Annotated in this window: 24 protein-coding genes and 1 tRNA gene; 15 read left to right on the top strand and 10 right to left on the bottom strand. The window is 44.0% G+C overall.

Annotated features, from left to right (window positions below; translation table 11 throughout):
* Positions 1-24: 24 nt before the first annotated feature.
* Positions 25-1116 (bottom strand): AI-2E family transporter, encoded by a 1092-nt coding sequence (locus I5M27_RS17445; protein ID WP_200507668.1) that lies wholly within the window; start codon positions 1114-1116, stop codon positions 25-27.
* Between the two features lie 368 nt (positions 1117-1484).
* Here I5M27_RS17445 and I5M27_RS17440 point away from each other — a divergent pair, with 368 nt between their 5' ends.
* The 9 genes from I5M27_RS17440 to I5M27_RS17395 all read left to right on the top strand — a co-directional run bounded on the left by I5M27_RS17440 (position 1485) and on the right by I5M27_RS17395 (position 8480).
* Positions 1485-1901, top strand: coding sequence for a thioesterase family protein (locus I5M27_RS17440; RefSeq protein ID WP_200507667.1), 417 nt, complete (start codon positions 1485-1487; stop codon positions 1899-1901).
* Positions 1882-2355: an SsrA-binding protein SmpB gene (smpB, locus tag I5M27_RS17435; RefSeq protein WP_200507666.1), complete on the top strand. Its 474-nt coding sequence runs from the start codon at positions 1882-1884 to the stop codon at positions 2353-2355. The genes I5M27_RS17440 and smpB overlap by 20 nt, the downstream gene beginning before the upstream one ends.
* 386 nt (positions 2356-2741) lie before the next feature.
* On the top strand, positions 2742-3293 hold the full coding sequence (locus I5M27_RS17430) for a hypothetical protein (RefSeq protein ID WP_200507665.1): 552 nt from the start codon (positions 2742-2744) through the stop codon (positions 3291-3293).
* An 88-nt stretch (positions 3294-3381) separates the two neighbouring features.
* Complete coding sequence (locus I5M27_RS17425; protein ID WP_200507664.1) at positions 3382-4293, top strand: SUMF1/EgtB/PvdO family nonheme iron enzyme; 912 nt, start codon at positions 3382-3384, stop codon at positions 4291-4293.
* A gap of 213 nt (positions 4294-4506) precedes the next feature.
* Positions 4507-5418 carry a hypothetical protein gene (locus I5M27_RS18850; protein WP_317193623.1) on the top strand — a complete coding sequence of 304 codons (912 nt, stop codon included), beginning with the start codon at positions 4507-4509 and terminating at the stop codon, positions 5416-5418.
* 1 nt (position 5419) lies between these two features.
* Positions 5420-5878, top strand: coding sequence for a MarR family winged helix-turn-helix transcriptional regulator (locus I5M27_RS17410; RefSeq protein WP_200507663.1), 459 nt, complete (start codon positions 5420-5422; stop codon positions 5876-5878).
* Positions 5879-6083: 205 nt separating this feature from the next.
* Positions 6084-6857, top strand: coding sequence for a C40 family peptidase (locus tag I5M27_RS17405; RefSeq protein ID WP_317193622.1), 774 nt, complete (start codon positions 6084-6086; stop codon positions 6855-6857).
* A gap of 304 nt (positions 6858-7161) precedes the next feature.
* On the top strand, positions 7162-7668 hold the full coding sequence (locus tag I5M27_RS17400; protein WP_200507662.1) for an HNH endonuclease: 507 nt from the start codon (positions 7162-7164) through the stop codon (positions 7666-7668).
* Positions 7669-7772: 104 nt separating this feature from the next.
* The gene (locus tag I5M27_RS17395) at positions 7773-8480 is read left to right on the top strand and encodes a DUF3575 domain-containing protein (protein ID WP_200507661.1); all 708 of its coding nucleotides are present in this window, start codon (positions 7773-7775) and stop codon (positions 8478-8480) included.
* Positions 8481-8574: 94 nt separating this feature from the next.
* Here I5M27_RS17395 and I5M27_RS17390 read toward each other — a convergent pair whose 3' ends face one another.
* Positions 8575-8946 carry a hypothetical protein gene (locus tag I5M27_RS17390; RefSeq protein WP_200507660.1) on the bottom strand — a complete coding sequence of 124 codons (372 nt, stop codon included), beginning with the start codon at positions 8944-8946 and terminating at the stop codon, positions 8575-8577.
* 259 nt (positions 8947-9205) lie between these two features.
* Here I5M27_RS17390 and rpsA point away from each other — a divergent pair, with 259 nt between their 5' ends.
* From rpsA to I5M27_RS17375, 3 genes are all read left to right on the top strand, one after another.
* The gene (rpsA, locus tag I5M27_RS17385; RefSeq protein ID WP_200507659.1) at positions 9206-11095 is read left to right on the top strand and encodes a 30S ribosomal protein S1; all 1890 of its coding nucleotides are present in this window, start codon (positions 9206-9208) and stop codon (positions 11093-11095) included.
* A gap of 150 nt (positions 11096-11245) precedes the next feature.
* Positions 11246-11316 (top strand) — tRNA-Cys (locus I5M27_RS17380).
* A 133-nt stretch (positions 11317-11449) separates the two neighbouring features.
* On the top strand, positions 11450-12097 hold the full coding sequence (locus I5M27_RS17375) for an outer membrane beta-barrel protein (protein ID WP_200507658.1): 648 nt from the start codon (positions 11450-11452) through the stop codon (positions 12095-12097).
* 115 nt (positions 12098-12212) lie between these two features.
* Here I5M27_RS17375 and I5M27_RS17370 read toward each other — a convergent pair whose 3' ends face one another.
* A complete protein-coding gene (locus I5M27_RS17370; protein ID WP_200507657.1) occupies positions 12213-13154 on the bottom strand; it encodes a hypothetical protein in 942 nt (313 codons plus the stop codon).
* A 120-nt stretch (positions 13155-13274) separates the two neighbouring features.
* Between I5M27_RS17370 and I5M27_RS17365 the strand changes: the two genes are divergently transcribed.
* Positions 13275-13868, top strand: a complete 594-nt coding sequence (locus tag I5M27_RS17365) for a methyltransferase (RefSeq protein ID WP_200507656.1) — start codon at positions 13275-13277, stop codon at positions 13866-13868.
* Between the two features lie 162 nt (positions 13869-14030).
* Positions 14031-14840: a 3-deoxy-8-phosphooctulonate synthase gene (gene kdsA, locus I5M27_RS17360; protein WP_200507655.1), complete on the top strand. Its 810-nt coding sequence runs from the start codon at positions 14031-14033 to the stop codon at positions 14838-14840.
* 139 nt (positions 14841-14979) lie between these two features.
* Here kdsA and I5M27_RS17355 read toward each other — a convergent pair whose 3' ends face one another.
* Genes I5M27_RS17355 through apaG form a run of 3 tightly spaced genes read right to left on the bottom strand, consistent with a single transcriptional unit; the run spans position 14980 to position 16874 of the window.
* On the bottom strand, positions 14980-15687 hold the full coding sequence (locus I5M27_RS17355) for a YqjF family protein (RefSeq protein WP_200507654.1): 708 nt from the start codon (positions 15685-15687) through the stop codon (positions 14980-14982).
* An 8-nt stretch (positions 15688-15695) separates the two neighbouring features.
* A complete protein-coding gene (locus tag I5M27_RS17350) occupies positions 15696-16481 on the bottom strand; it encodes an O-methyltransferase (RefSeq protein ID WP_200507653.1) in 786 nt (261 codons plus the stop codon).
* Between the two features lie 6 nt (positions 16482-16487).
* Positions 16488-16874 carry a Co2+/Mg2+ efflux protein ApaG gene (gene apaG, locus I5M27_RS17345; protein WP_200507652.1) on the bottom strand — a complete coding sequence of 129 codons (387 nt, stop codon included), beginning with the start codon at positions 16872-16874 and terminating at the stop codon, positions 16488-16490.
* A 119-nt stretch (positions 16875-16993) separates the two neighbouring features.
* Here apaG and ung point away from each other — a divergent pair, with 119 nt between their 5' ends.
* Positions 16994-17656, top strand: coding sequence for a uracil-DNA glycosylase (gene ung / locus I5M27_RS17340; RefSeq protein WP_200507651.1), 663 nt, complete (start codon positions 16994-16996; stop codon positions 17654-17656).
* Between the two features lie 292 nt (positions 17657-17948).
* Here ung and lepB read toward each other — a convergent pair whose 3' ends face one another.
* The 4 genes from lepB to I5M27_RS17320 are packed head-to-tail and all read right to left on the bottom strand — an operon-like array spanning position 17949 to position 21331.
* The gene (gene lepB / locus I5M27_RS17335; protein ID WP_200507650.1) at positions 17949-19049 is read right to left on the bottom strand and encodes a signal peptidase I; all 1101 of its coding nucleotides are present in this window, start codon (positions 19047-19049) and stop codon (positions 17949-17951) included.
* Positions 19050-19064: 15 nt separating this feature from the next.
* The gene (gene dapB, locus I5M27_RS17330; RefSeq protein ID WP_200507649.1) at positions 19065-19781 is read right to left on the bottom strand and encodes a 4-hydroxy-tetrahydrodipicolinate reductase; all 717 of its coding nucleotides are present in this window, start codon (positions 19779-19781) and stop codon (positions 19065-19067) included.
* Entirely contained in the window at positions 19781-20416 is a 636-nt protein-coding gene (locus I5M27_RS17325) for a DUF5683 domain-containing protein (protein ID WP_200507648.1), read from the bottom strand. Before I5M27_RS17325 ends, dapB begins: the two co-directional genes overlap by 1 nt.
* 6 nt (positions 20417-20422) lie before the next feature.
* Positions 20423-21331: a ParB/RepB/Spo0J family partition protein gene (locus I5M27_RS17320; protein ID WP_200507647.1), complete on the bottom strand. Its 909-nt coding sequence runs from the start codon at positions 21329-21331 to the stop codon at positions 20423-20425.
* Positions 21332-21365: the final 34 nt, after the last annotated feature.

Here is a 21365-nt window from a genome sequence, read left to right as displayed (position 1 = left end):
TAGCAAGCGCTGTTCAGCTACAGATCAGTTGAACAGGGCTTGTTTTATTTTCCGGGCCCAGCCCGGCTTTCTGGTAACTTCCTTATCGTCGCTCATAACGTAACTGAAAGGGTTGAGCTGCGGAATATGGCTGCAGATAATGCGGATAATGGCAAAAAGCGGTTCGAAGAGCAGCATTCCCGGAATACCCCAGATCAGTTCGCCGATCACGATCGCAAAAATGGTCATGATGGGGCTCAGGCTGAGTTGGGCGCCCATAACCAGCGGCTCGATGATGTTGTTGTCGATAACCTGCGCCGAGATTAAAATTGCTACCGTAGGAATAAACATGCCCGTAGAACCGCTGATAAGCGTCATGATAAGCGGGAAGAAAGCCCCGATAAATGCGCCTACGTATGGGATCAGGTTCGGAATAACGGCAATTACGCTGATCAGGATGGCATTTTTTAGTCCGAGAATGGTAAAGGCAATGCTGTAAAAAACGGCCACGAAAAGCATAGAAAGAAGCCGACCGGTTAAGTATTGCCCGGAAACTTTGGTGATCTGCTCCAGCGTTCTTTTCGCTTCGGCCTGGCTTTCGGAAGAAACAAGCTTGAGGATAAAGGTCTTGTATTTTTCGCGTTTCCACATCAGGAAAAACATGTACAGGATTACCAGGACAAATGCCGCAACAATACCAATGGTGCCCTGCAGGATGGAGGTTAAATACTGTTTAGCGGATGCGGAAAGCTTCGTGATCTGCGATTTTATAAAAGCTACCTGCTTTTGTGGGGTTACGCCAAACTGTTCCTGGATCCAGGCCTGGGTCTGATTCATGAGTTCGTGCAGTCTTTGCTGGATCTGGGGCATGTCTTCGGAAAAACTGGCAGCCTGCGCGGCAATGATCAGCATAAAACCCGCCACAAAAAGTAAAATGATCAGCACGCAGCTCATGGTTGACCAGAAGCGGTTCAGGCCCCATTTTTCCAGTTTCCGGCTTACCGGCAACATGAGCATCGATAAAATGATCGCAAACGAAAGCGGAATGAGAAATAGCCGGCCGTAATACAGGGCTATAACCGATAAAATTCCCAGTAAAAGGATGCCGTTCAACCGGTAAAGCGAAATACTTTTCATGCAGTTAAATTTACCTGGTTTCTTCTACGGCTATTCCGGATTTATATTTTCATTTTTTAATATTTAAATTTTATTATACTTCCCGTGATTCCGGGGTTCAGACTTTTTATTGCTAAAAGCATAGCGTTTTTTTGAATAATGGAATGATTGAGTGATTGAATGATTGAATGAATGAATAAATAAGGATATTTTTGAATAGTGGGAAACCGGGAGCGGGTTTTTAGAGCGGAAACCATACCGTTTTTTGGTAATCCAGTTGCTTTAAACTGTGGTAAGAAAAGTGCGGGAAGAAGCGGACGTAAAAAACTGCTTCAGAATTGGTAAAACCTGTTTAACTTGCCGGTTCTTCAAAACGCTATGCTTTTGCCATGAAAAACCTGTTCCGGCCCGGCGATACTAAAACTTTTCAGAAAACGATAACCGAAGCGGATTTTGCCCGTTTCGAAACAGGCCTGGTGCATCCGGTTTGTGCCACGTTTTCACTGGCGCAGGCCGTAGAGTGGGCTTCACGTTTGTTCGTGCTGAAAATGAAAGACGACGATGAAGAAGGCATTGGCACTAGGCTGACCATAGAACATAAAGGTCCGGCCTTCGCAGGCGAAACTATTACCATTACCGCCACAGTAAAATCCCTGGAACGCAACGAACTGATCTGTACCTACGAAGCAAAAGTGGGAGAACGGCTGGTAGCTACCGGCGAGACCGGGCAAAAGATCCTGAAGAAAAAAAAATTACAAAGATTATTACAAAAACCTTCCGAAACCGATGGCCAAAGCGAACGATAAAGACCGGATAAAAAAACACGTAAACATAGTAAACCGGCGCGCCAGTTTCGAATACCAGTTCCTGGTGAAATACACGGCCGGCATCATGCTGAAAGGCACCGAAATTAAAGCCATCCGGGAAGGGAACGTGACCATGAGCGATGCGTTTTGCACGTTTCATAATAACGGTTTGTGGCTGCACAACATGCATATTGCCAAATTTACCGAAGGCACTTACAATAACCACGAACCGGTGCGCGAACGCAAACTGCTGCTGAACAAACGCGAACTGGTGCAGCTCGAAAAGAAAAGCCATGAGCAGGGCCTAACCATCATCCCGATCCGGGTATTTATTAGTGAGCGCGGTTTTGCCAAAGTAGAAATTGCGCTGGCACGCGGTAAAAAACTGTTCGACAAACGTGAAGATATTAAAGCGAAAGACCAGAAACGCGAACTGGACAGAGGCGGGTATTAATGTGCTGATTTTTAATGTGCAGATGTGCTAATCTGGAAATGTGTAAATTAGAAAATGGAACGATTGGAAAATCCGGAAATTTGCTTCCAGGTAAAACCGTGAACGTGTAACCTTAACCTTTAGATTGAATAGATAAGGCTGGCTGAAAAGCCGGCTTTTTTTATGGAAAAACGCTATGGTTTTAAGCTTAAAAAGTGGTGATACCAAGTTGCATTTCAAGGACTGTTGGCTTTTTGGAAAACTTTGTTAAATTTGGTTATAAAACCATTTTTAACCAGAAGATTTTCAAAAACGGTATCAAAACCGACTGAAAAACCTCCGTACATAGTGGAGATAAGCCGAATATTCGGTATATACAGTAGTTGAGCGTAACCAATAATTATAAAATGATAGAATTGAAAGAAGTAGTAACTATAGAACAAAAGCGCTATACAGATTACTTTGGCAATACATTGGAGAAACTCAAACAAGGAAAAGAAACTTATGCAAGTGAGCTACTTCTTGAGATTAATGATGAATCTGTAGACGAGCCATTCAATTTAGTTCGTGTTGATTTTATCTATAAAAACCAAAACGGTGAAGATTCAATAAATGAGCTAAGGCTCGACTCTAACTCAAACTATAAACCAGTAGAATACTTAGCAGGAAATACTGAAGTACAGGTAGAGCCGTTTTGTTGGAACAGTTGTGAAATAGTCTGTGATAAATTAGAATTGGATTCACTCAAAGAATGGGTAAGGAAATGGCTTAAAATTGAAGAAGAATTTGACACCTTCTCCACCGCTATTCACAGCTGTTCAATACCTGAAGAAAAGGACGGTCTGTTTAGTTTTACAATTGACTTTGGAACTTCAAATTCTGAAGCATATTTCGATTTAATTAACACTCTTAAACGAGCTTGTGCAACTCAGATTTCTATTAAAACTGATGAAGTATAAAATGGCACCGCTCAACAAGGTATAAAAACCAAACTTCAGCTTCGCATCGTTCGCTTTTTATACTAGACGTTAGCGCACATTAACAATAATGAGAATTCTATTTGTAATCTCACTTCTTTTATTATCCATAGATATTCTCGCTCAAAACAAGGATACGGAATTTCTTATTAAGAATAAGTTAACGCCGACTGGCACTATTCACCTTGGTGAAGGACTGTTCTTTGATGAAGCTGAAGTAGCCAATATACATTGGTTAGAATTCCTATACTTTGTGAAAAGGGATTCAAGTGAATCTTACTTTAAAACAATATTACCCGATACCACCGTTTCTTGGCCTTTTCGGAAAATAGACATATTAATTGATGATTATAAAATAGATTCTACAGGCTACACTTTCAATACCTTAAATTATAGTAAACACTATTTGAGGAACCCGATTTATAGATTCTACCCCGTAGTTGGCATCTCTTATTACCAAGCCCAACAATATTGTCTTTGGCGATCAAGAATGGTCAGTCATTCAGTAAATCAAACCTTAAAAAAGGGGGAAAAGAATTTTACTATACAATATACCTATTACCTACCTTCCAAAGAAGAATGGCTTAAAGCTACTGACTCTTATATAGTCAGAAGGACTTTAGATAAAAAGACTTCCAAAGTTTTAAAGAAGCTGATTAAAAATTATGATAGATCAACTACGTTTTACAATGCAAGCATCAAGCAGAATTTGCCCATAATTTATAATCGGAATATTTTAATTGATGCAACCTCCTTTATTGGTTACATTTATACTAATGGAAGCAATTCTAAAGGACTATTTAATACTTTGGGTAATGTTTCTGAATTAACCTCTGTTCCAAGAGTTGCTTTTGGAGGAAGTTGGTTCAACACTTATGAAGAAATTATTAGTAAGAAGTTTTTTGAATACGAAGGCCCTAATTCTCTTTTAGGATTCCGTTGTGCTTGCAAAGTAGAAATTTTAGAAAATAGCCCTCGCTAACCACACCTATACGGCAGCTTTGCCGCCGCCTAGCCCAACCCTTACAAAGATTTCCAGAATTAGGTTAAGCCCATCTTCCTTCTTATTTAATCACCAGTACATCTTTAACTACCAGTACATCCGAACAACAGGAATGGCGGCATTTATTTTTGCCGGGAACAAATCTTTATTTACATTTGTATCGTAAGCGATTCAATCCTCAACGATGTAAATATGAATACTTCCAGACTGCAAAATATATTCCGGATAATTCTGGGCCTTTTTATGCTTTTTGCTGGCATTGGTCACCTGACCTTTCAGCGCCAGGAATTTTTAGCACAGGTGCCTCGTTGGCTGCCATCCGATCCGGCTTTTATGGATTTTGTGGTGCTGGCTTCCGGTTTTGCCGAAATCGGGCTGGGGCTGGCCATGATCTTTTTAGCGAACCATAAAGTGAAGGTGGGGCTTTTGCTGGCACTTTTTTACGTGCTCATTTTCCCGGGCAACATTTCGCAGTATACCAACGGCATCAGCGCTTTCGGGCTCGATACCGACCAGAAAAGGTTGATCCGGTTATTTTTCCAGCCGGTGCTTATTTTGTGGGCCTTATGGTCTACGGGTGCGCTAGCCTATTTATTCAAAAGGAATAAAGAAAAAGCCGAAGCCAGATCCAGGAATTTTTACGCCTTCGAAGCAATTAACATCTGCGGTAACGTAGTTAAGATGGATGATTTTCGGGATAAAGTGGTAGTTGTGGTAAACACGGCCAGTAAATGCGGTTTAACGCCCCAATACGAAGGTCTGGAAAAGCTTTACAACAAATACAAGGACCAGGGCCTGGTGATCCTGGGTTTTCCCTGCAACCAGTTCGCCAACCAGGAAGCCGGCGCGGCCAGTGAAATTGAGGAATTCTGCCAGGTAAATTACGGCGTGAGTTTCCCGATCTTTGCTAAAACCGATGTGAACGGCGCAAATGCGCACCCCATTTTTACGTTCCTGAAAGAGAGGCTGGGCGGCTTTTTTGGGAGCAGCGTTAAATGGAATTTTACCAAATTTGTGGTTGACCGCAACGGCGTGCCGGTAAAAAGATTCTCGCCGGTAACCAAGCCCGAAAGCATGGAAGCATTTATTAAAAAACTACTCTAGTATGAAAACCGATGGAACTGCACTTTACCTGGAAAACCAGCTTTGTTTTCCGCTTTACGCGGCATCGCGGTTAACGACCAAGATCTATACTCCGCTTCTGAAGGAGTTCGACCTGACTTATCCGCAGTACCTGGTACTGCTGGTATTGTGGCAGCACGGCAACCAGACGGTAAACGAAATTTGCCACCGGCTGCTTTTAGAATCGAATACGGTTACGCCTTTGTTAAAACGCCTGGAAGAGAAAAAGCTCCTGCAGCGCAAAAGATCCGATAAAGACGAACGCGTGGTGCAGATCTCTTTAACCAAAGAAGGAGAGGCGCTCAAGCAACATGCGCTTAGCATTCCGGATAAATTGATCAATGCCTTTGCCGATGAAACTATTGATGAAACCGAAATAAGGAATTTGCAGAAAACGCTTTTTAAACTCATAGATATCATGAATAAAAAACTTTTGCCTTAACCGGTCCTGAATGCAAAAAGCTAGTTACAGGTTTTTGCTTTTTCGTTTTCAGAATAATCGTAGTGCAGCTTTTGCTTTGGAAAAATGAAAACCTGCACCGGCTGTGAACAAACAAAAAATGCAAACCAAGTAGCACAAACTGCTTTGTTTCTTGCTATTTTTGCATTTCCAAATCTTCAAATTTTCAAATCTCCAAATTCAACCAGTGGACTACGGAATCTGCAGCCTGAGCAATGTACCGGTTAGAAGCGATGCTTCGGATAAAGCGGAATTGGTAACGCAATTGTTTTTTGGCGAATGCTACCAGGTTTTGCAGAAAGAAGGAAACTGGCTGCAAATTCAGATCGCGGCCGATAATTACACGGGCTGGATCGATTTCAAGCAGCATTTCCCGGTTACCGACGACTATTTTCTGGAATGGAAAGCCACTTCGCACCCGCGCAGCCTCGATATTGTACAAACCGTTAGTTCGGCCAATTTTGTAACGCCGGTTTTAATGGGCAGCACTCTGCCGTTTTTCGACGGCATAACTTTGCGGCTGGGGCACGAAAAACTGCTTTACAACGGCCGCGCTTCTAATCTGAGCACCGAATACCGGCCGGCTTTTCTGGCTAAGATTGCCAATACGTTCCTGAAAGCGCCGTATGTTTGGGGCGGCAAATCAGTTTTCGGGATCGACTGTTCAGGCTTTACGCAGCAGGTGATGGGCATTTGTGGTGTAGCTTTGCCGCGCGATGCCTACCAGCAGGTGGCTTTAGGCGAAGAAGTGCATTTTGTAAGCCAGGCCCGCACCGGCGATCTGGCTTTTTTCGATAACGACGAAGGCCGCATCATTCACGTGGGCATCATGCTCGATAACCAGCAGATCATTCACGCGCACGGCGAAGTCCGGATAGACCAGCTCGACCATTATGGTATTTATAACCAGCAGCGCAAACGCTATTCGCATAAATTAAGGCTTATAAAACGGCTTCTTTAAGCATCCTGCTTTTTTCCGCCCAGCTTGGAGCAAATAAAATTAACAGTTTTTCAGGCTGAAAGCATCGCAATTCTGATCGCAGAATAAGCGGATTCCTGGATTTCACGGATGTCTTTTATGCTGTTTCTGCAAGCAAATTCATCTCCGAAGATTTGCCTGCGCATTCAATTGCAGGCTGAATACTGGCTTGCGTTTAGCCCCGTTTCTTCTGCTATTCACGAAAAATTCACAAATTCTCCATGGCTTGAATTTTGCACTTACAGAGAATAATTTGTATATTTTCCGAATTGTTAAAGAGCAGGCAATGGATTACAAGGTACTTATTCTGAATCAGGATTATTCGGCAATTTCGTTGTGCAGCGTTCAAAAAGCCTTCAGCCTCATTTATTTAGAGAAAGCTGAAATGCTGGAAAAATACGAGAACAGTTTTCTGCGAAGCATTTCGGCTACTTATCCCAAGCCGTCGGTTATCCGTTTGTCGCGTTATGTGCATATTCCCTACAAAGGCATTGCGCTGAGCCGCCACAACATCATGAAACGCGACCATTTTCAGTGCCAGTATTGCGGCTCGAATAAAAACCTGACGCTCGATCATGTGTATCCCAGATCCAGGGGTGGAAAATCTACCTGGACCAATCTGCTTACTGCCTGCAACCGCTGCAACACCCGCAAAGGCGACCGTACGCCCGAAGAAGCCGGTTTTGCGCTGAAGCAGCAACCCAAGAAACCAACCCTGGTAGCTTTTCTGCGCTTACACGCCACCCACCTGGACCAAAGCTGGGCGCATTACCTGAAAGTGGAAGCCGTATAAATTTTCAGGGCAGGCTAGGGGTTAAAGAAATTAAGTTTGTCTATAGAGAAAAACAGCGGTGTTATGCCGGAAACCGCTAATTTTGCAAACTACTTTCTTCTTTTATGCACTTTAAAATCCTGCTTCCCAAAGTATTGCTGGGCCTTACTTTTTTGTTTGTTTCCCATACCGTTTTCGGGCAAAATGTTTCTGAACCAGCTCCGCCCAAAAACGTGATCAAGCTTGCACCATTTGCATTTATTCACGGTCAAATGCCTTTTACCGTAGAATCGCGGATCGGGTATGAGCGGGTTATTGGCAAGCAAAACAGCCTGGCGGGCAGTTATTCGTACATGGGTACCAATTATCCGTTTAGTTTTCTGGGAAGCGCCGCATTAAGCGCCACGCTTACTACCGCACTGGCGCTTTATGGAAAGCCCGGCAAAGTAGGCATTGTCTGGACCGAAACCGACATAAAAGCTAGCGGCTACCGTTACCAGTTGCAGTTTAAGCGCTACCTAAGCAAAAATAATTATGCGCCGGAAGGCTGGTATGTATCACCGCATTATTCTTATGCCAAAGTAGATTACGACGTGGAAATGGAGGATTTTGAAATTAAATTCAAAGTGAAAGCTAAAAACGAAAGCTATAATTTACTTTTGGGCTACCAGGCCATTTTAGGCAAGCATTTCGTGCTGGATATGTTTACCGGTTTGGGCTATAGAAATAACCGCAAAGAAATTCTGGACGACCAGAATACATTTCTGCACCGGATGAAAAAAGGCAGCCCGATGAAGTTCTCGGCCGGCCTCAATATGGGTTGGGCTTTTTAACTAGTCCTTTTTTCTTCTGAGTTTTTACCTCTTAAACCCTACCGTTTTTTATCGTTAAAACGGTAGGGTTTAAGAGGTAAAACCCATTTCTAATTCATACCGATTCCTTATTATCGGTGAGTCCTTGTTCGGGGTGTTTTTCCGGGTCTATCTGGTGCAGTTTATCTACTTCATCCGAGAATTTCTGCCGCACCATTTCATCTTCCAGGGCTGTTTTCTGGTCTAAAGCTAAATCACGCAGACCCATGTTCTTTTCGATCTCCTGCAACTGGAACACGTAAGTATCGAGTTTGGCAGCCGTATAGGTTAAAAAATCTTCGGTTTTAACGTCCATTTCTTCCATTAAACTGGCTTTCATATCTTCTACCAAGCGTATTTCCTGGCGAATATAGGCTGCTGCATTCGTGTTTCCGCGCGCAATTTCCAGCTCTAGTCTTTGCCGGAATTTATTAATATCAATTTCCATAAAGTTTTCGGGCTATACTGGTTTTATGCATTTCAGGTACGAAAAGAATTAAAAAACGCTATGCTTTGGGGTAAAAAAACTGCCGGAGGTGATTTTGCTGAAAACCAGTAATTTCCGGGTTTATGTTTTACTTTTAAGATATAAATGATTAATTTCGCGCACCGTTCGGGTGAGCGGTTCCGGTTCAGGCCGGATTGTATAACTATAGGCTGGTAAAGTGCTCCGCTTACCGGTGTTTAACAGGAGCAAATGCTATATTATGAGCAAAGAAGTAGAAGATTTCGATTGGGATAAGTTTGAATCCCAAGGTTTCGGCGGTGGTTACTCCAAAGCTGAAAAAGCTGAAATGGAACAAATGTACGGCGATACATTAACTACCGTTCAGGAAGAAGAAGTCATTAAAGGAACAGTTGTTGGTATCACTGATCGTGACGTGATCCTGAACATCGGTTTCAAATCAGACGGCCTGGTTCCGATCTCTGAATTCCGCGACATGCCGGAGCTGAAAGTTGGCGACGAAGTGGAGGTATTCATCGAAGATCAGGAAGATCCAAACGGTCAGCTGATCCTTTCCCGCAAAAAAGCGAAAATCGTTAAAGCCTGGGATACTATTTACAAAGCCCTGGAAGAAGATACTATTCTGGAAGGTCTGGTTAAGCGTCGTACCAAAGGTGGTCTTATCATGGACCTGCACGGTGTGGAGGCTTTCTTACCAGGTTCACAGATCGACGTGAAACCAATTCGCGATTTCGATATCTTCGTTGGCAAGAAAATGGAAGTGAAAGTTGTGAAAATCAACGCCGCTTTCGACAACGTAGTAGTATCGCACAAAGTCCTGATCGAGAAAGATCTGGAGCAGCAGCGTTCGGCTATCCTGAACAACCTGGAAAAAGGTCAGGTTCTGGAAGGCGTTATCAAGAACATGACCAACTTCGGTGTGTTCATCGACCTTGGTGGCGTAGACGGTCTGTTACACATCACCGATATCTCTTGGGGCCGCATAAACCACCCTTCAGAGGTATTAGAGTTAGACCAGAAAGTAAACGTAGTAGTTCTGGATTTCGACGACGACAAAAAACGTATCTCTCTGGGTATGAAGCAGCTTACGCCGCACCCTTGGGATGCTCTTTCTGCTGACATCGAAGTTGGTTCACGCGTAAAAGGTAAAATTGTAAACGTAGCTGATTACGGCGCGTTCTTAGAGTTACTGCCAGGCGTAGAAGGTCTGATCCACGTTTCAGAAATGAGCTGGAGCCAGCACTTACGCAACCCACAAGACTTCATCAAACAAGGTGACGAAATTGAAGCGGTTGTATTAACCCTGGATCGTGATGAGCGCAAAATGTCTTTAGGCATTAAGCAGTTAACCGAAGATCCTTGGACGAAAGAAGATGTTCTGACCAAATACGGTGTAGGCACGAAACACACTGGTGTTGTTCGTAACTTAACTAACTTCGGTCTGTTCATTGAATTAGAAGAAGGCGTAGACGGTTTAGTTCACGTTTCTGATTTAAGCTGGACCAAGAAGATCAAGCATCCATCTGAGTTCGTAAAAGTTGGCGAAAACTTAGACGTAGTTGTTCTGGAATTAGACGTTCCGAACCGTCGTTTAGCGTTAGGCCACAAGCAATTGGAAGAAAACCCTTGGGATACGTTCCAATCGGTATTCACGCCGGGTTCTACGCACAAAGCTACCATCTTAGAGAAATCTGACCGTGGTGCGGTGCTGGAATTGCCTTACGGCATCGAAGGTTTCGCTTTCCCTAAATCTTTAGTGAAAGAAGACGGTTCGAATGCAGAAGTTGGCGAAGCGCTTGATTTCAAAGTAATGGAGTTCTCGAAAGACGATCGTAAGATCATCCTTTCGCACACCAACGTTTATTCTGACCCGAAAGAAGATCCGTCTGCCAAGGCTGATAAATTCGCGAAGAAGAAGCCAGCGGCTGGTGAGAAAAAAGAGCCTAAAGCTGACAAAAAAGTAAAAGAAGTAGAGAAATCTACGTTAGGTGACTTAGATGCTTTATCTGCGTTGAAAGACAAAATGATGAGCAACGAAAAAGAAGCCGGCGTTCAGAAACTGGAAGCTGCTGCGAAAGCAAAGAAAGATGCTTCTAGCGAAGAAACTGCTTCTGAAGAAACAGAAGGTTAATTCCTGAAATTCTTTATATTGAAAAGCACCCGGAATTTTCCGGGTGCTTTTTTTATGCCTGAAAATTAAGCCCTTATTAAAACCCGCTAAAAATTCCGTCAGGAATATTGGAAATCTTGCATAATAGGCGTATGTTTGTATCATCAAAACGGTGACGTGGCCGAGTGGCTAGGCTCAGCTCTGCAAAAGCTGCTACAGCGGTTCGAATCCGCTCGTCACCTCTGAAGTTTAAGAAAAGCCCTGTATAAGCAATTATACAGGGCTTTTTACTTTTTAGGCCATGGGAGATAGCGTTTGTAATAATTTTTCTTTAACATTGCTCAAAATGGTCCTTTCAGTATTGTTGTGATTCCTATGAAAAAAGCAATTCTTTTAATTCTCGGGGTTTTTTCTGCTGAGTTCGCGTTTTCTCAAAAAGGCGAACAAACTTTAGGAATTCAATTTGGAGCTAGTGCATTAAAAGTAAAACAGGTTGGGATTAATAATAAATATGAAAGCAAAGTTTTCCCTCTTGGCGGTATTTATTATGATTATGCGTTTAGCAAAAGGCTTGGAATAAGTACTGGGTTGCAAGTGCGAACCTTTGAAGAGAAACAAGTTTACCGGTTCTTTGATTACTCACCTTTCCATGGTAAAAATAAGCTCCAATATACTCACCTGGATATTCCAATAAATTTAATGGTTAATCTCAGTTTCCTGGAAACGCAAGCCTGGAAACCATATCTTTTGGTTGGGTATAATTATAGCAGGTTAATTTATCGGAAAACAACGAATTTTCATTCCGGAGCAATTAGCAAGGGTTTTACAGACTTTAATTCTGTTTGGCAGGGGCATTATTTGCATGCTGGTCTGGAAGTTCGTCATGCGCTTTCGGAGAAATTTATGCTGGCTATAAACCCGGGTTTCTGCCTCGATTTAAATTCGGGTAATTATTATAATGAACAACATCAAAGCTTTTTATATCTCAAATTAAAATTTGGAAGAAGCTGGAATCGTAACTAAGGTTGGAATTTGAAATCCTGACTTTCCCTGCCTGAAACCATAGCGTTTTTCTCATAAAAAAAGCCGACCCGAAAATCTTCGGGCCGGCTTTTTTGCCTTCAAACGATACCGTTTTTTATTTCAGGGTGAAAGTGGTTTTACCGATCAGGTTGCCTTCGGCGTAAAGCTCGATGGTGTGCTGGCCGATCTTGTAAGGTCCGCCTTTTGAGTAAATGAAAGATACTTCCTGGCCAGAGTTATCGAATAAAATGTCGCGTTTAGCAGTGTAGAACGTTTCCTGGCCGTTTACCATAAAGGTGCCGGAACCGGTAGAAAGGTTGTATAAAGCTGCGCCATCCGGTTCGATCAGACGCATCATGATGTCTTTGTTTTCTTTCTCGGCTACTTCGTTTTTAGCTAAGCGGAAAGCTACTTTAATTTTATCTACGCGCTTGGCCCGGAATTCTTCGTCGCTGTCTTCTTTCTCTTTGCCTTTCTGGTTGATGGTAGTAACCTTTATATTCTGGGCTTCTAACCGCGAGGCAATGGCTACTTTCTGCGACAGCGCCTGGTTATTGCGCTTCACCGTAATAATGGTGTCGTTCAGTTGGTTCTGCGTGGTTTTTAAGTTGGTATTTTCGCCGTAAAGCGCTTCGTTATCTTCTTTCAGACGGGCAATTTCCTCATCTTTTTTCTTCAGCTGGGCTTCGAAATTGGCGGCGCGCTGTTTGAACTTACGCTGATCGGCAAGGCTGAAGCTGGTATTCCGGAAAGAACGCAGTTTTTTAAGATCGGCATCCAGGGCAGCTAATTTGGTCTGCAAAGAATCGTTGGTCAGGCCCATGCCTTGCAATTCCTGGCTCTGGCGTTCAAAATCAGCTTTCAGGGCTTCATATTGTTTGATCCGGTCTTCCAGTTCAGTGTTTTTCAGCCGGATGGTTTCGTCCTGCTGGTCGATTTTCTTTTTGGTTTGATGCTGCATGTAAAACAGGATGCCGTTAATACTCAGCAGTACAATAATTAAACCGACTACCAGGAGTTTACGGTTGCCGTCGCGTTCAGAATTTGACTCACTCATACTTGTTTGTTTTTGGTTTTTAATCGTCAGGTTGCGGTTACGCAGTTTGCAAAAATACGGTTATCTGCCGCTATTGCAAACGTGCCGCTAAAAATCATTAGCTTGCAAAAAAAATATAAAATGGAAACGAAACTAAGCTCCGAATATTGGCAAAACCGCTATTTAAACGCCCAAACCGGCTGGGATCTGGGTGCGGTTTCCCCTCCATTGAAGGCCTACGCTTCCCAATTATCGAGCCAGAAATTAAAAATTCTGATCCCCGGCGCCGGAAATGCCTACGAAGCCGAATATCTGCACCAGCAGGGTTTCACAGAAGTGTACGTGGCCGATTTTGCCGAAGCGCCTTTGCTAACTTTAAAACAACGCCTCCCGGATTTTCCGGCAGCGCATTTGCTGTACCAGAATTTTTTTGAGATCCAGGACACGTTCGACCTGATTCTGGAGCAGACTTTTTTCTGCGCCCTGAACCCGGAATTGCGGCCTGCTTATGCCAAAAAATGCGCTGAACTGTTAAAACCCGGTGGGAAACTGGTGGGCTTGCTGTTTGATACCACTTTTGAAAAGCCCGGTCCGCCGTTTGGGGGAAGTGCCGCAGAATACCGAGCGTATTTCGAGCCTTATTTTCATTTCCGTACCTTTGCACCCGCCTACAACTCGGTAAAGCCGCGCGCCGGTCACGAATTGTTTATGATCCTGGAAAGGAAGGCGATTTGAAAATTTGGAGATTTGAAGTTTTGAAAATGCATTAAAAAATTCACAAATTCGGATCGCTGCTTTTCTAAATCCAGCCACAGACTTTTTAGGCCGAAAACCCTAGCGTTTCAACCTGCTAATTCAGGAATATTAATCACTAATCATTATTCATTAATCACTAGAATGCTGAACATACCGAACTTACGCAATACTGAATCCGGTAATTTTTTTTTAATGGCCGGGCCCTGCGCCATAGAAGGCGAAGAAATGGCTTTGGAAATTGCCGAACGCATAAAAGCCATTACCGACCGCCTGCAGATCCCGTTTATTTTTAAAGGATCTTACCGCAAAGCCAACCGCTCGCGCCTCGATTCTTTTACCGGTATTGGTGATGAAAAAGCTCTGAAAATTCTGCGCAAAGTAGGAGAGACCTTTAACGTTCCAACCGTAACCGATATTCATGAAAGTGCTGAAGCAGCCATGGCGGCTGAATACGTAGATGTGCTGCAGATCCCGGCTTTCCTTTGCCGCCAGACCGATTTGCTGGTAGCAGCTGCCAATACCGGCAAAACCGTAAACGTAAAAAAAGGCCAGTTCCTTTCCGGCGAAGCCATGCAATTTGCCGTTGGGAAACTCCGCGATTCAGGTAACGAAAATATCATTCTGACCGACCGCGGAAATTCTTTCGGTTATTCCGATATGGTAGTCGATTTCCGGAATTTACCGATCATGCAAAGCTTTGGAGTGCCGGTAGTAATGGATGTAACGCATTCCTTGCAGCAGCCTAACCAAACCTCCGGCGTTACCGGTGGACAACCGGCCCTGATCGAAACAATTGCCAAAGCGGCTATTGCCGTAGGAGCCGATGGTTTGTTCATTGAAACGCACCCCACGCCGGTAACCGCCAAATCGGACGGCGCGAATATGCTGGCATTGGATAACCTGGAAATCCTATTGGAAAGATTGGTGAAAGTGCGGCAGTCGATCCGGTAATTTTTACTGAATCGAAGGAACTATCTTTGACTATCTTTATTAATCATTCCGGAACGCATTTGCTGGTTTAAGTTCCTACTAGCAAATGATCCTGTAAATCAAACAAAACAGCCACCCTATATTTCGGTGGCTGTTTTGTTTAAAAGAATATTCCGGGTTTTACACTTATTTCCGAACCTTCGGCTAGGAAAGTAGTTTTGGGCTTTTCGGTGGCAAGAAAGCTGAATTCCGGACTATAAATTTTGCCAAAATCGACCTCGATTTTATAATTTTTTACCGGGTAAACCTGCCAGCAGGGATGCGTCACTTCGTATTCAGAAGTTTTGTCCTGGGAAGCTTGCGCATAGCCCCAGTAATGTTCCGTTATAAATTCTTCCTGGCTACCGGTAACGATCTCCTGTAACGAATTTTCGGCTAGCAGTTCAAACGTATTCCAGTTCCCGGATTTCCACCGGTACCCTACTTTCAGATCATTATCGGAATGTTCCCAGAGGTGATCCATAGGTACGGTTACGTAATTTTCTTTATAGATCGTATTCGCTACAAACGTGATGGCAGGTTTAGGTACGATCTCTTTAATAAAAACCACGCCTCGCTTCCATGCTCCATTCTTTTTATGACGCACGTAAAAACGGAGGTTCACTTCTTCGAAATCGGTATGGAAAGGTACACGAAAACCTTTAAGGCGGGTGTTGCAAAACTTAAAACCGACCAGACTCACAAAACAATCACCGTTCCAGAAATCTAATTCGGTTTTGGCGGGTACGTATTTGCTGAGAATTTCCGGATCTATAACATAATTAGCAAAAGCCAGTTTACGCCATTCTGCAGTTAAGAAATTTGCCATAAAACGTTTTAATACCGAATCGTAAAATATTCCTTTACCTGACTTTTCCGGAAGAAAACGATACCGATCTGGAACAGATCCAGGGCTACGGTAACTTCCGGCAGGGCGGCAATCTCTTTCCAGGCGCGTTCCATTTCGGCGCTCCAGTAAATGTCGTCTATCACAAAAACGGAATTCTCGTCGGCTTTAGCCAGCAGTTGCCGGAAATAGCGCATGGTGGGTTCGTAACGGTGGTTGCCATCCAGGAAAGCAAAATTTACTTTATCTACTTTTTTAAGTGTTTCGGATAGCGTTTCGTCCAGGTTTCCTTCTGCTAACTGAATATTACCCAGCTTCAGGCTTTTGAAATTTTCGCGGGCCAGGGAAGCCGTTTCCGGGCAGCCTTCAAAAGTATAAACGGTGCTGCCGCGCCGCGCCGAAGCTAAATAAGCCGTAGTTAAACCAAGCGAAGTACCCAGGTCGAAAATGGTCTGGGGCGCGAAATGATTTACGAGCCGGAATAACAGCTGGGCATGTTTAGGCGCTTTCGCCGAATGGAGGGCAATGTCTTTAACTTTCCGGGTACGACCGGCGTTGGTTCTGGAGCCGGCGCCAAAATCTTTGATCGTAATTTTCCGGTTATCTTCCAGCAGAATATGGCGCAGATCTTCTATTACCAGGTAGGCGCCAAAGGTACCTTTGTGGTCTATAACCTGGTGCTGCAGATTGAAAACGAACGGCGAATGAATGCCGTGCAGGCGGAAAGAGCGGGTTAAATGCTGCGCGTATTTTGCGGCAAGCCGGATAGGAAACACGAAAGCTTAATTCAGTTTATAAGGTACGATCAAAACAAATTCCGGAATTTCTACTTTAAACTCTCGGCCGTCCACCAGGCGTTCCATGGTGTAATGACCGGTCATTTTACCAATACCGGTTTTTAAATTGCAGCCCGAAACGTATTGATGCGATTCGCCGGGCTCTAAGGTAGGCTGCTGGCCCACCACGCCTTCGCCTTCCACTTCGCGCACAGTGCCGTTAGAATCGAAGATTTGCCAGTAGCGGCGGAGCAGTTTTACGGTAAATTCGCTATTGTTCTGAATGGTGATCTTGTAGGCAAATACAAAATGCTGCTGGCCCGGGCTCGAATAATCGGGCAGGTAGTTGGTAGTAACCGTTACTTGAACGCCTTGGGTTGTCTGGGTATCCATATAAAAAGCAGCGTAAATATTTGTCTTCTAAACAGCTATTTTCCGGGATAAGTTTACGTAATATTACGCGGGAAAAAAATATATGGTACTCTTTTAATCCGAAAAAGTAAAACTGGCTTATGATTGTAAAGATAGAAGAAAGCTGGCAAAAAGCACTGCAACCGGAATTTGAAAAGCAATATTTTCGGGACCTGATCGCATTTGTTAAACAGGAATACGCTTCGCAGCAGATTTTTCCGCCGGGTAAGCAGATCTTTCACGCTTTTGAAGAATGTCCGTTCGATAAAGTAGAAGTGGTAATACTGGGCCAGGACCCATATCACGGTCCCGGGCAAGCCAACGGGTTAGCCTTTTCTGTGAACGAAGGAATCAGAACGCCGCCATCGCTCCGCAATATCTTCAAAGAAATTAAAGATGACCTGGGAAAAGAAATTCCGGCCAGCGGCAACCTGGAACGCTGGGCTGAACAAGGTGTTTTATTGCTGAATGCCACATTAACGGTTAGAGCTAATACGGCTGGTTCGCACCAGAATAAAGGCTGGGAAACGTTTACCGATGCTGTTATTAAAAAATTGTCGGACGGGAAAAAGAACCTGGTATTCATGCTTTGGGGTGCCTACGCGCAAAAGAAAGGCGTTATTATTGACGATACAAAACACCTGGTTCTAAAAGCCGCCCATCCGTCGCCTTTCGCTGCCGATAAAGGCTTCTTCGGTACGCATCACTTCAGCAAAGCAAATGCTTATTTAAAAGCCCACGGCAAAAAAGAAATCGATTGGTAGGTTTACTGGTTAAATTGTTAAATGGTTTGATTGTTAAATTGTTTTATGGTTAAATGGTTGATTGCTCTTAATAAGATCAACATCAGCGACCATAGCGTCTTCGGTACCCTTTTATTTTAAATAGATTCTTATTTGAATATTTTAGAATGGAAATTTTAAAACGGTATGCTTTTAGCCCCAAAAACTCAATAAAAAAAGCGCTGAAGAAATTCAGCGCTTTTTTTAGGTTCTATTATACGATTTAACAATTAAACCATTTAACCATAAAACCATTTAACAATTAACAATTTAATTAGTCTATCAGATTAAAAAGACGGTTCCAGCGGATTTTACCGGAAACGCCGCCATTCGGATCCATCGACATCCAGACTAAAACGGCTTTGCCAACCACGTGATCTTCCGGTACAAAACCCCAGTAACGGGAGTCAGCGGAGTTATGGCGGTTATCACCCATCATAAAGTAATAATCCTGCTTGAAAGTATATTCCGAGAGTGGCTTTCCTTCTACAGAAATAACTCCGTTTTCAAAACCTACATTTTTATTACCTTCATATTTCCGGATCACCGTTTCGTATATGGCCGCATTTTCCGGGGTAAGTTTAATGGTCTGGCCTTCTTTCGGGATCATGATCGGGCCGTAGTTATCGCGGTTCCATTTCAGCACGCTCGGGGTATGCGGGTAAACTTCTGCATCGGCACGGCCGGGTACATCTTTATCTAAATGAACGGTCTTAATAAAATTCATACCCTTGAATTTTTCGGCCTGTTCCGGCGTGCAATCTACCACGTAGCCACCTTGTATCGGCTGAATACCGGCCAGGCTAATGCCCAGGTTCCGGAAAAAATCAGCGTCCAGCATGGTAGTGGTTTCCAGCAGGTAACGGTTCTGCATTCCTTCCGGGTTTTCGGCCGGTTTGCCGTTAATATAAACCTGCATATCCCGTACTTCCAGCACATCGCCGGCAATGCCTACGCAGCGCTTAATGTAGTTGGTTCTCAGATCGGGCGGATGATGGTCTTCGAAAGGCACATTAAATACTACTACATCGTTGTTCTTCACGCTGGTAAAACCTGGTAACCGGTATTGTTTCAGCTGAATAATGTCGGAGTAAGAAGGAATGCTGGTGCCCCAGATGGTCTGGTGGGTAAGCGGAACCTGTAAAGGCGTTATTGGCGTACGCGGACCATAATGGAGTTTGCTTACAAACAGGTAATCGCCCACTAAAAGCGAACTTTCCATGGAAGGGGTGGGAATGGTATAGGCTTCAAAAGTAGCCCAGCGAATAAGCGTAGCGGCCACCACGGCAAACAAGATGGCATCGCCCCATTCCCGGAAGAAGCCTTTTTTTTCCTGTGGTTTGGTTTCTTTTTTCTTCCAAAAAGTTACGCTCATAGTTTCAGTAGTTTGTTATAAGTTCATCAGGTCTTTCATACCGAAAACCCCTTTTTTACCCGGAAGCCATTCGGCAGCCATTAAAGCCCCGGCCGCAAAACCGGTCCGCGAATGCGCCACATGGCTCAGCTCAATTTCATCTATTGCAGAAGCATAACGCACAATATGCGTTCCTATTACGTCGTCGGTGCGTTCCGAAACGATCGGTAATTTGCCTTCGGTTTCCGTTTCTTCATTCACCCAACCATCCAGGTTCCGATAGCTTTTCAGAATTCCTTCGGCCGTGGTAATAGCCGTGCCGCTTGGGTGATCCACTTTCTGAGTGTGATGAATTTCCCGGATCCCAATCGCATATTCCGGGTATTGCTGCATTCGGGAAGCAATATATTCATTAAAATGAAAAAAAAGGTTAACTCCAATGCTGAAATTTGAAGCATACATGAAACTTCCGGCGTGTTTTTCGCAAAGTTCTTTGGCTTCCGGCATCCGCTCCTGCCATCCCGTAGAGCCCGAAACTACCGGAATGCCGTTTTCCAGACAATAAGCAATATTGCCAAACGCCGCTTCGGGATGGGTAAATTCAATGGCTACCTCGGTGTTTTGAGCATTGAAATCGGAAAGTTGGGCAATTGATGCATGATCTATTTTGCCTACAATTTCGTGGCCTTTGGCTAAAGCTAATTGCTCAATGGTTTTGCCCATTTTGCCATAGCCGATAAGCAATATTTTCATTATTTTTTTAGTCTGAAGTGAAGGGAAAGGCCGGGAGTTGGTTGCGTGCCGAAAGCAGCGTATTGAATGGAAGGCTGCCAGTTCATGCTCAGGTCATCGGAAATATCGAATTCATTTAAATGCGCACCAACATTAGCTTCCATAATATTCAGCCCGTAAGCAAGCACCAGTAAAATAACGGAAAGGTCGCGGTTGCGGCGATAAAGATCACGGCCATTACGCAAAGCATTCGTACTTAAAGAAGTTGCTTCGTCCTTAATGGTAGGTTCAGTTTCCGTGTTATTATCTATTGAATAAAGATAGGCTTGGCTATAATCCTGGTACCTGTCATTGTTCCAGACAATTAGATAACCCAGCGTGCCGCCCACAGCATAAATTACCGGCACTTTCCAGTAATGTCCGTTATATACCTGACCTAAGCCCGGAAGTACTGCCGAAAACAAAGCTGCCCGGCCGGGTTTGCTCAAGCCTTTGTCTTTTTCGGTTTTTATAATGCGGTCTTTATCCGGATCTGGTTTAGGAGTAGCTACAATGGCAGAATCAGTGCGGGCAGTAACCGTTTGCGCGGAAACAAAAACGCTATGGTTTAAGCCGCAAAAAGTAATAAAACCAAACAGTACTGCTTTCAGCCGCATAGATTCTTAGTAGTTTAAAAGCTCCAGGATCCGGTTCAGGTCGTCGGTAGATACGAACGGGATTTTAATTTCGCCTTTGCCGGCGTTAGAGGTTTTAACGTAAATTTTGGTTCCGAAGTGACTCGAAAGCCGCGATTCTACCTTTTTTAATTCTGCCTGGTGCTCCGCCGGAATATCGGCGCGGTCAACAGTTTCTTTTTTCGGCTTGGAAAGGTTACGAACTAGTTCTTCCACTTTTCGCACCGAAAGTTCTTCGGCTACCGTTTTGTTGTAAACTTCCAGCTGCAATTCAATATTATCGATGTTGATCAAGGCGCGGGCGTGCCCCATAGAGATCTGCTGGTCGCGCAAACCGATCTGAATATCCGGCGGAAGCTTTAACAGACGGAGGTAATTGGTTACCGTCGTACGTTTTTTGCCTACGCGGTCACCGAGTTCTTCCTGTTTCAGGTTACATTCCGAAAGCAAACGCTGGTAGCTTAACGCAATTTCAATGGCGTTTAATTGTTCGCGCTGAATGTTCTCGATCAGGGCCATTTCCAGCATCTGCTGGTCATCGGCCTTGCGTATATAAGCCGGAATGGTTTCCAGACCAGCCAGCTTGGAAGCCTGATAACGGCGTTCCCCGGAAATAAGCTGGAAGGTGTTGGCGTCTAACTGACGGACCGTGATCGGCTGGATAATGCCCTGAACCTTAATAGATTCGGCCAGTTCTTCTAAAGCAGTCTGGTCGAAGTGGGAGCGGGGCTGAAACGGGTTCGTTTCGATCTGGGATAATTTGATCTCTGCGATGGTATTTACTTCGTGAAGGATTTGCGGATCTACTTTTTTATCGTAACTGCCTTCGATCAGGGCATTCAAACCCCGGCCCAGGCCGCCTTTTTTCTTAACTGGTACTACTTTATTCTCAGACATTGAATTAAATGGTTAAATGGCTAAATGGCTTAAC

Source organism: Adhaeribacter terrigena (assembly GCF_016623615.1).
In the GTDB taxonomy this organism is placed as follows: domain Bacteria; phylum Bacteroidota; class Bacteroidia; order Cytophagales; family Hymenobacteraceae; genus Adhaeribacter_A; species Adhaeribacter_A terrigena.
The sequence above is the reverse complement of the archived record's forward strand: the minus strand, read 5'-3'. Positions and strand labels throughout refer to the sequence as shown.

Bases quoted from the DNA above. Each gene is read 5' to 3' on its own strand.
- I5M27_RS17355 (WP_200507654.1), bottom strand. From the start codon at position 15,687: ATGGCAAATTTCTTAACTGCAGAATGGCGTAAACTGGCTTTTGCTAAT.
- rpsA (WP_200507659.1), top strand. From the start codon at position 9,206: ATGAGCAAAGAAGTAGAAGATTTCGATTGGGATAAGTTTGAATCCCAA.
- dapB (WP_200507649.1), bottom strand. From the start codon at position 19,781: ATGAAAATATTGCTTATCGGCTATGGCAAAATGGGCAAAACCATTGAG.
- I5M27_RS17425 (WP_200507664.1), top strand. From the start codon at position 3,382: ATGAGAATTCTATTTGTAATCTCACTTCTTTTATTATCCATAGATATT.
- smpB (WP_200507666.1), top strand. From the start codon at position 1,882: ATGGCCAAAGCGAACGATAAAGACCGGATAAAAAAACACGTAAACATA.
- I5M27_RS17325 (WP_200507648.1), bottom strand. From the start codon at position 20,416: ATGCGGCTGAAAGCAGTACTGTTTGGTTTTATTACTTTTTGCGGCTTA.
- I5M27_RS17445 (WP_200507668.1), bottom strand. From the start codon at position 1,116: ATGAAAAGTATTTCGCTTTACCGGTTGAACGGCATCCTTTTACTGGGA.
- I5M27_RS17375 (WP_200507658.1), top strand. From the start codon at position 11,450: ATGAAAAAAGCAATTCTTTTAATTCTCGGGGTTTTTTCTGCTGAGTTC.
- I5M27_RS17370 (WP_200507657.1), bottom strand. From the start codon at position 13,154: ATGAGTGAGTCAAATTCTGAACGCGACGGCAACCGTAAACTCCTGGTA.
- I5M27_RS17320 (WP_200507647.1), bottom strand. From the start codon at position 21,331: ATGTCTGAGAATAAAGTAGTACCAGTTAAGAAAAAAGGCGGCCTGGGC.
- lepB (WP_200507650.1), bottom strand. From the start codon at position 19,049: ATGAGCGTAACTTTTTGGAAGAAAAAAGAAACCAAACCACAGGAAAAA.
- I5M27_RS18850 (WP_317193623.1), top strand. From the start codon at position 4,507: ATGAATACTTCCAGACTGCAAAATATATTCCGGATAATTCTGGGCCTT.
- kdsA (WP_200507655.1), top strand. From the start codon at position 14,031: ATGCTGAACATACCGAACTTACGCAATACTGAATCCGGTAATTTTTTT.
- I5M27_RS17395 (WP_200507661.1), top strand. From the start codon at position 7,773: ATGCACTTTAAAATCCTGCTTCCCAAAGTATTGCTGGGCCTTACTTTT.
- I5M27_RS17440 (WP_200507667.1), top strand. From the start codon at position 1,485: ATGAAAAACCTGTTCCGGCCCGGCGATACTAAAACTTTTCAGAAAACG.
- ung (WP_200507651.1), top strand. From the start codon at position 16,994: ATGATTGTAAAGATAGAAGAAAGCTGGCAAAAAGCACTGCAACCGGAA.
- I5M27_RS17410 (WP_200507663.1), top strand. From the start codon at position 5,420: ATGAAAACCGATGGAACTGCACTTTACCTGGAAAACCAGCTTTGTTTT.
- I5M27_RS17430 (WP_200507665.1), top strand. From the start codon at position 2,742: ATGATAGAATTGAAAGAAGTAGTAACTATAGAACAAAAGCGCTATACA.
- apaG (WP_200507652.1), bottom strand. From the start codon at position 16,874: ATGGATACCCAGACAACCCAAGGCGTTCAAGTAACGGTTACTACCAAC.
- I5M27_RS17365 (WP_200507656.1), top strand. From the start codon at position 13,275: ATGGAAACGAAACTAAGCTCCGAATATTGGCAAAACCGCTATTTAAAC.
- I5M27_RS17390 (WP_200507660.1), bottom strand. From the start codon at position 8,946: ATGGAAATTGATATTAATAAATTCCGGCAAAGACTAGAGCTGGAAATT.
- I5M27_RS17400 (WP_200507662.1), top strand. From the start codon at position 7,162: ATGGATTACAAGGTACTTATTCTGAATCAGGATTATTCGGCAATTTCG.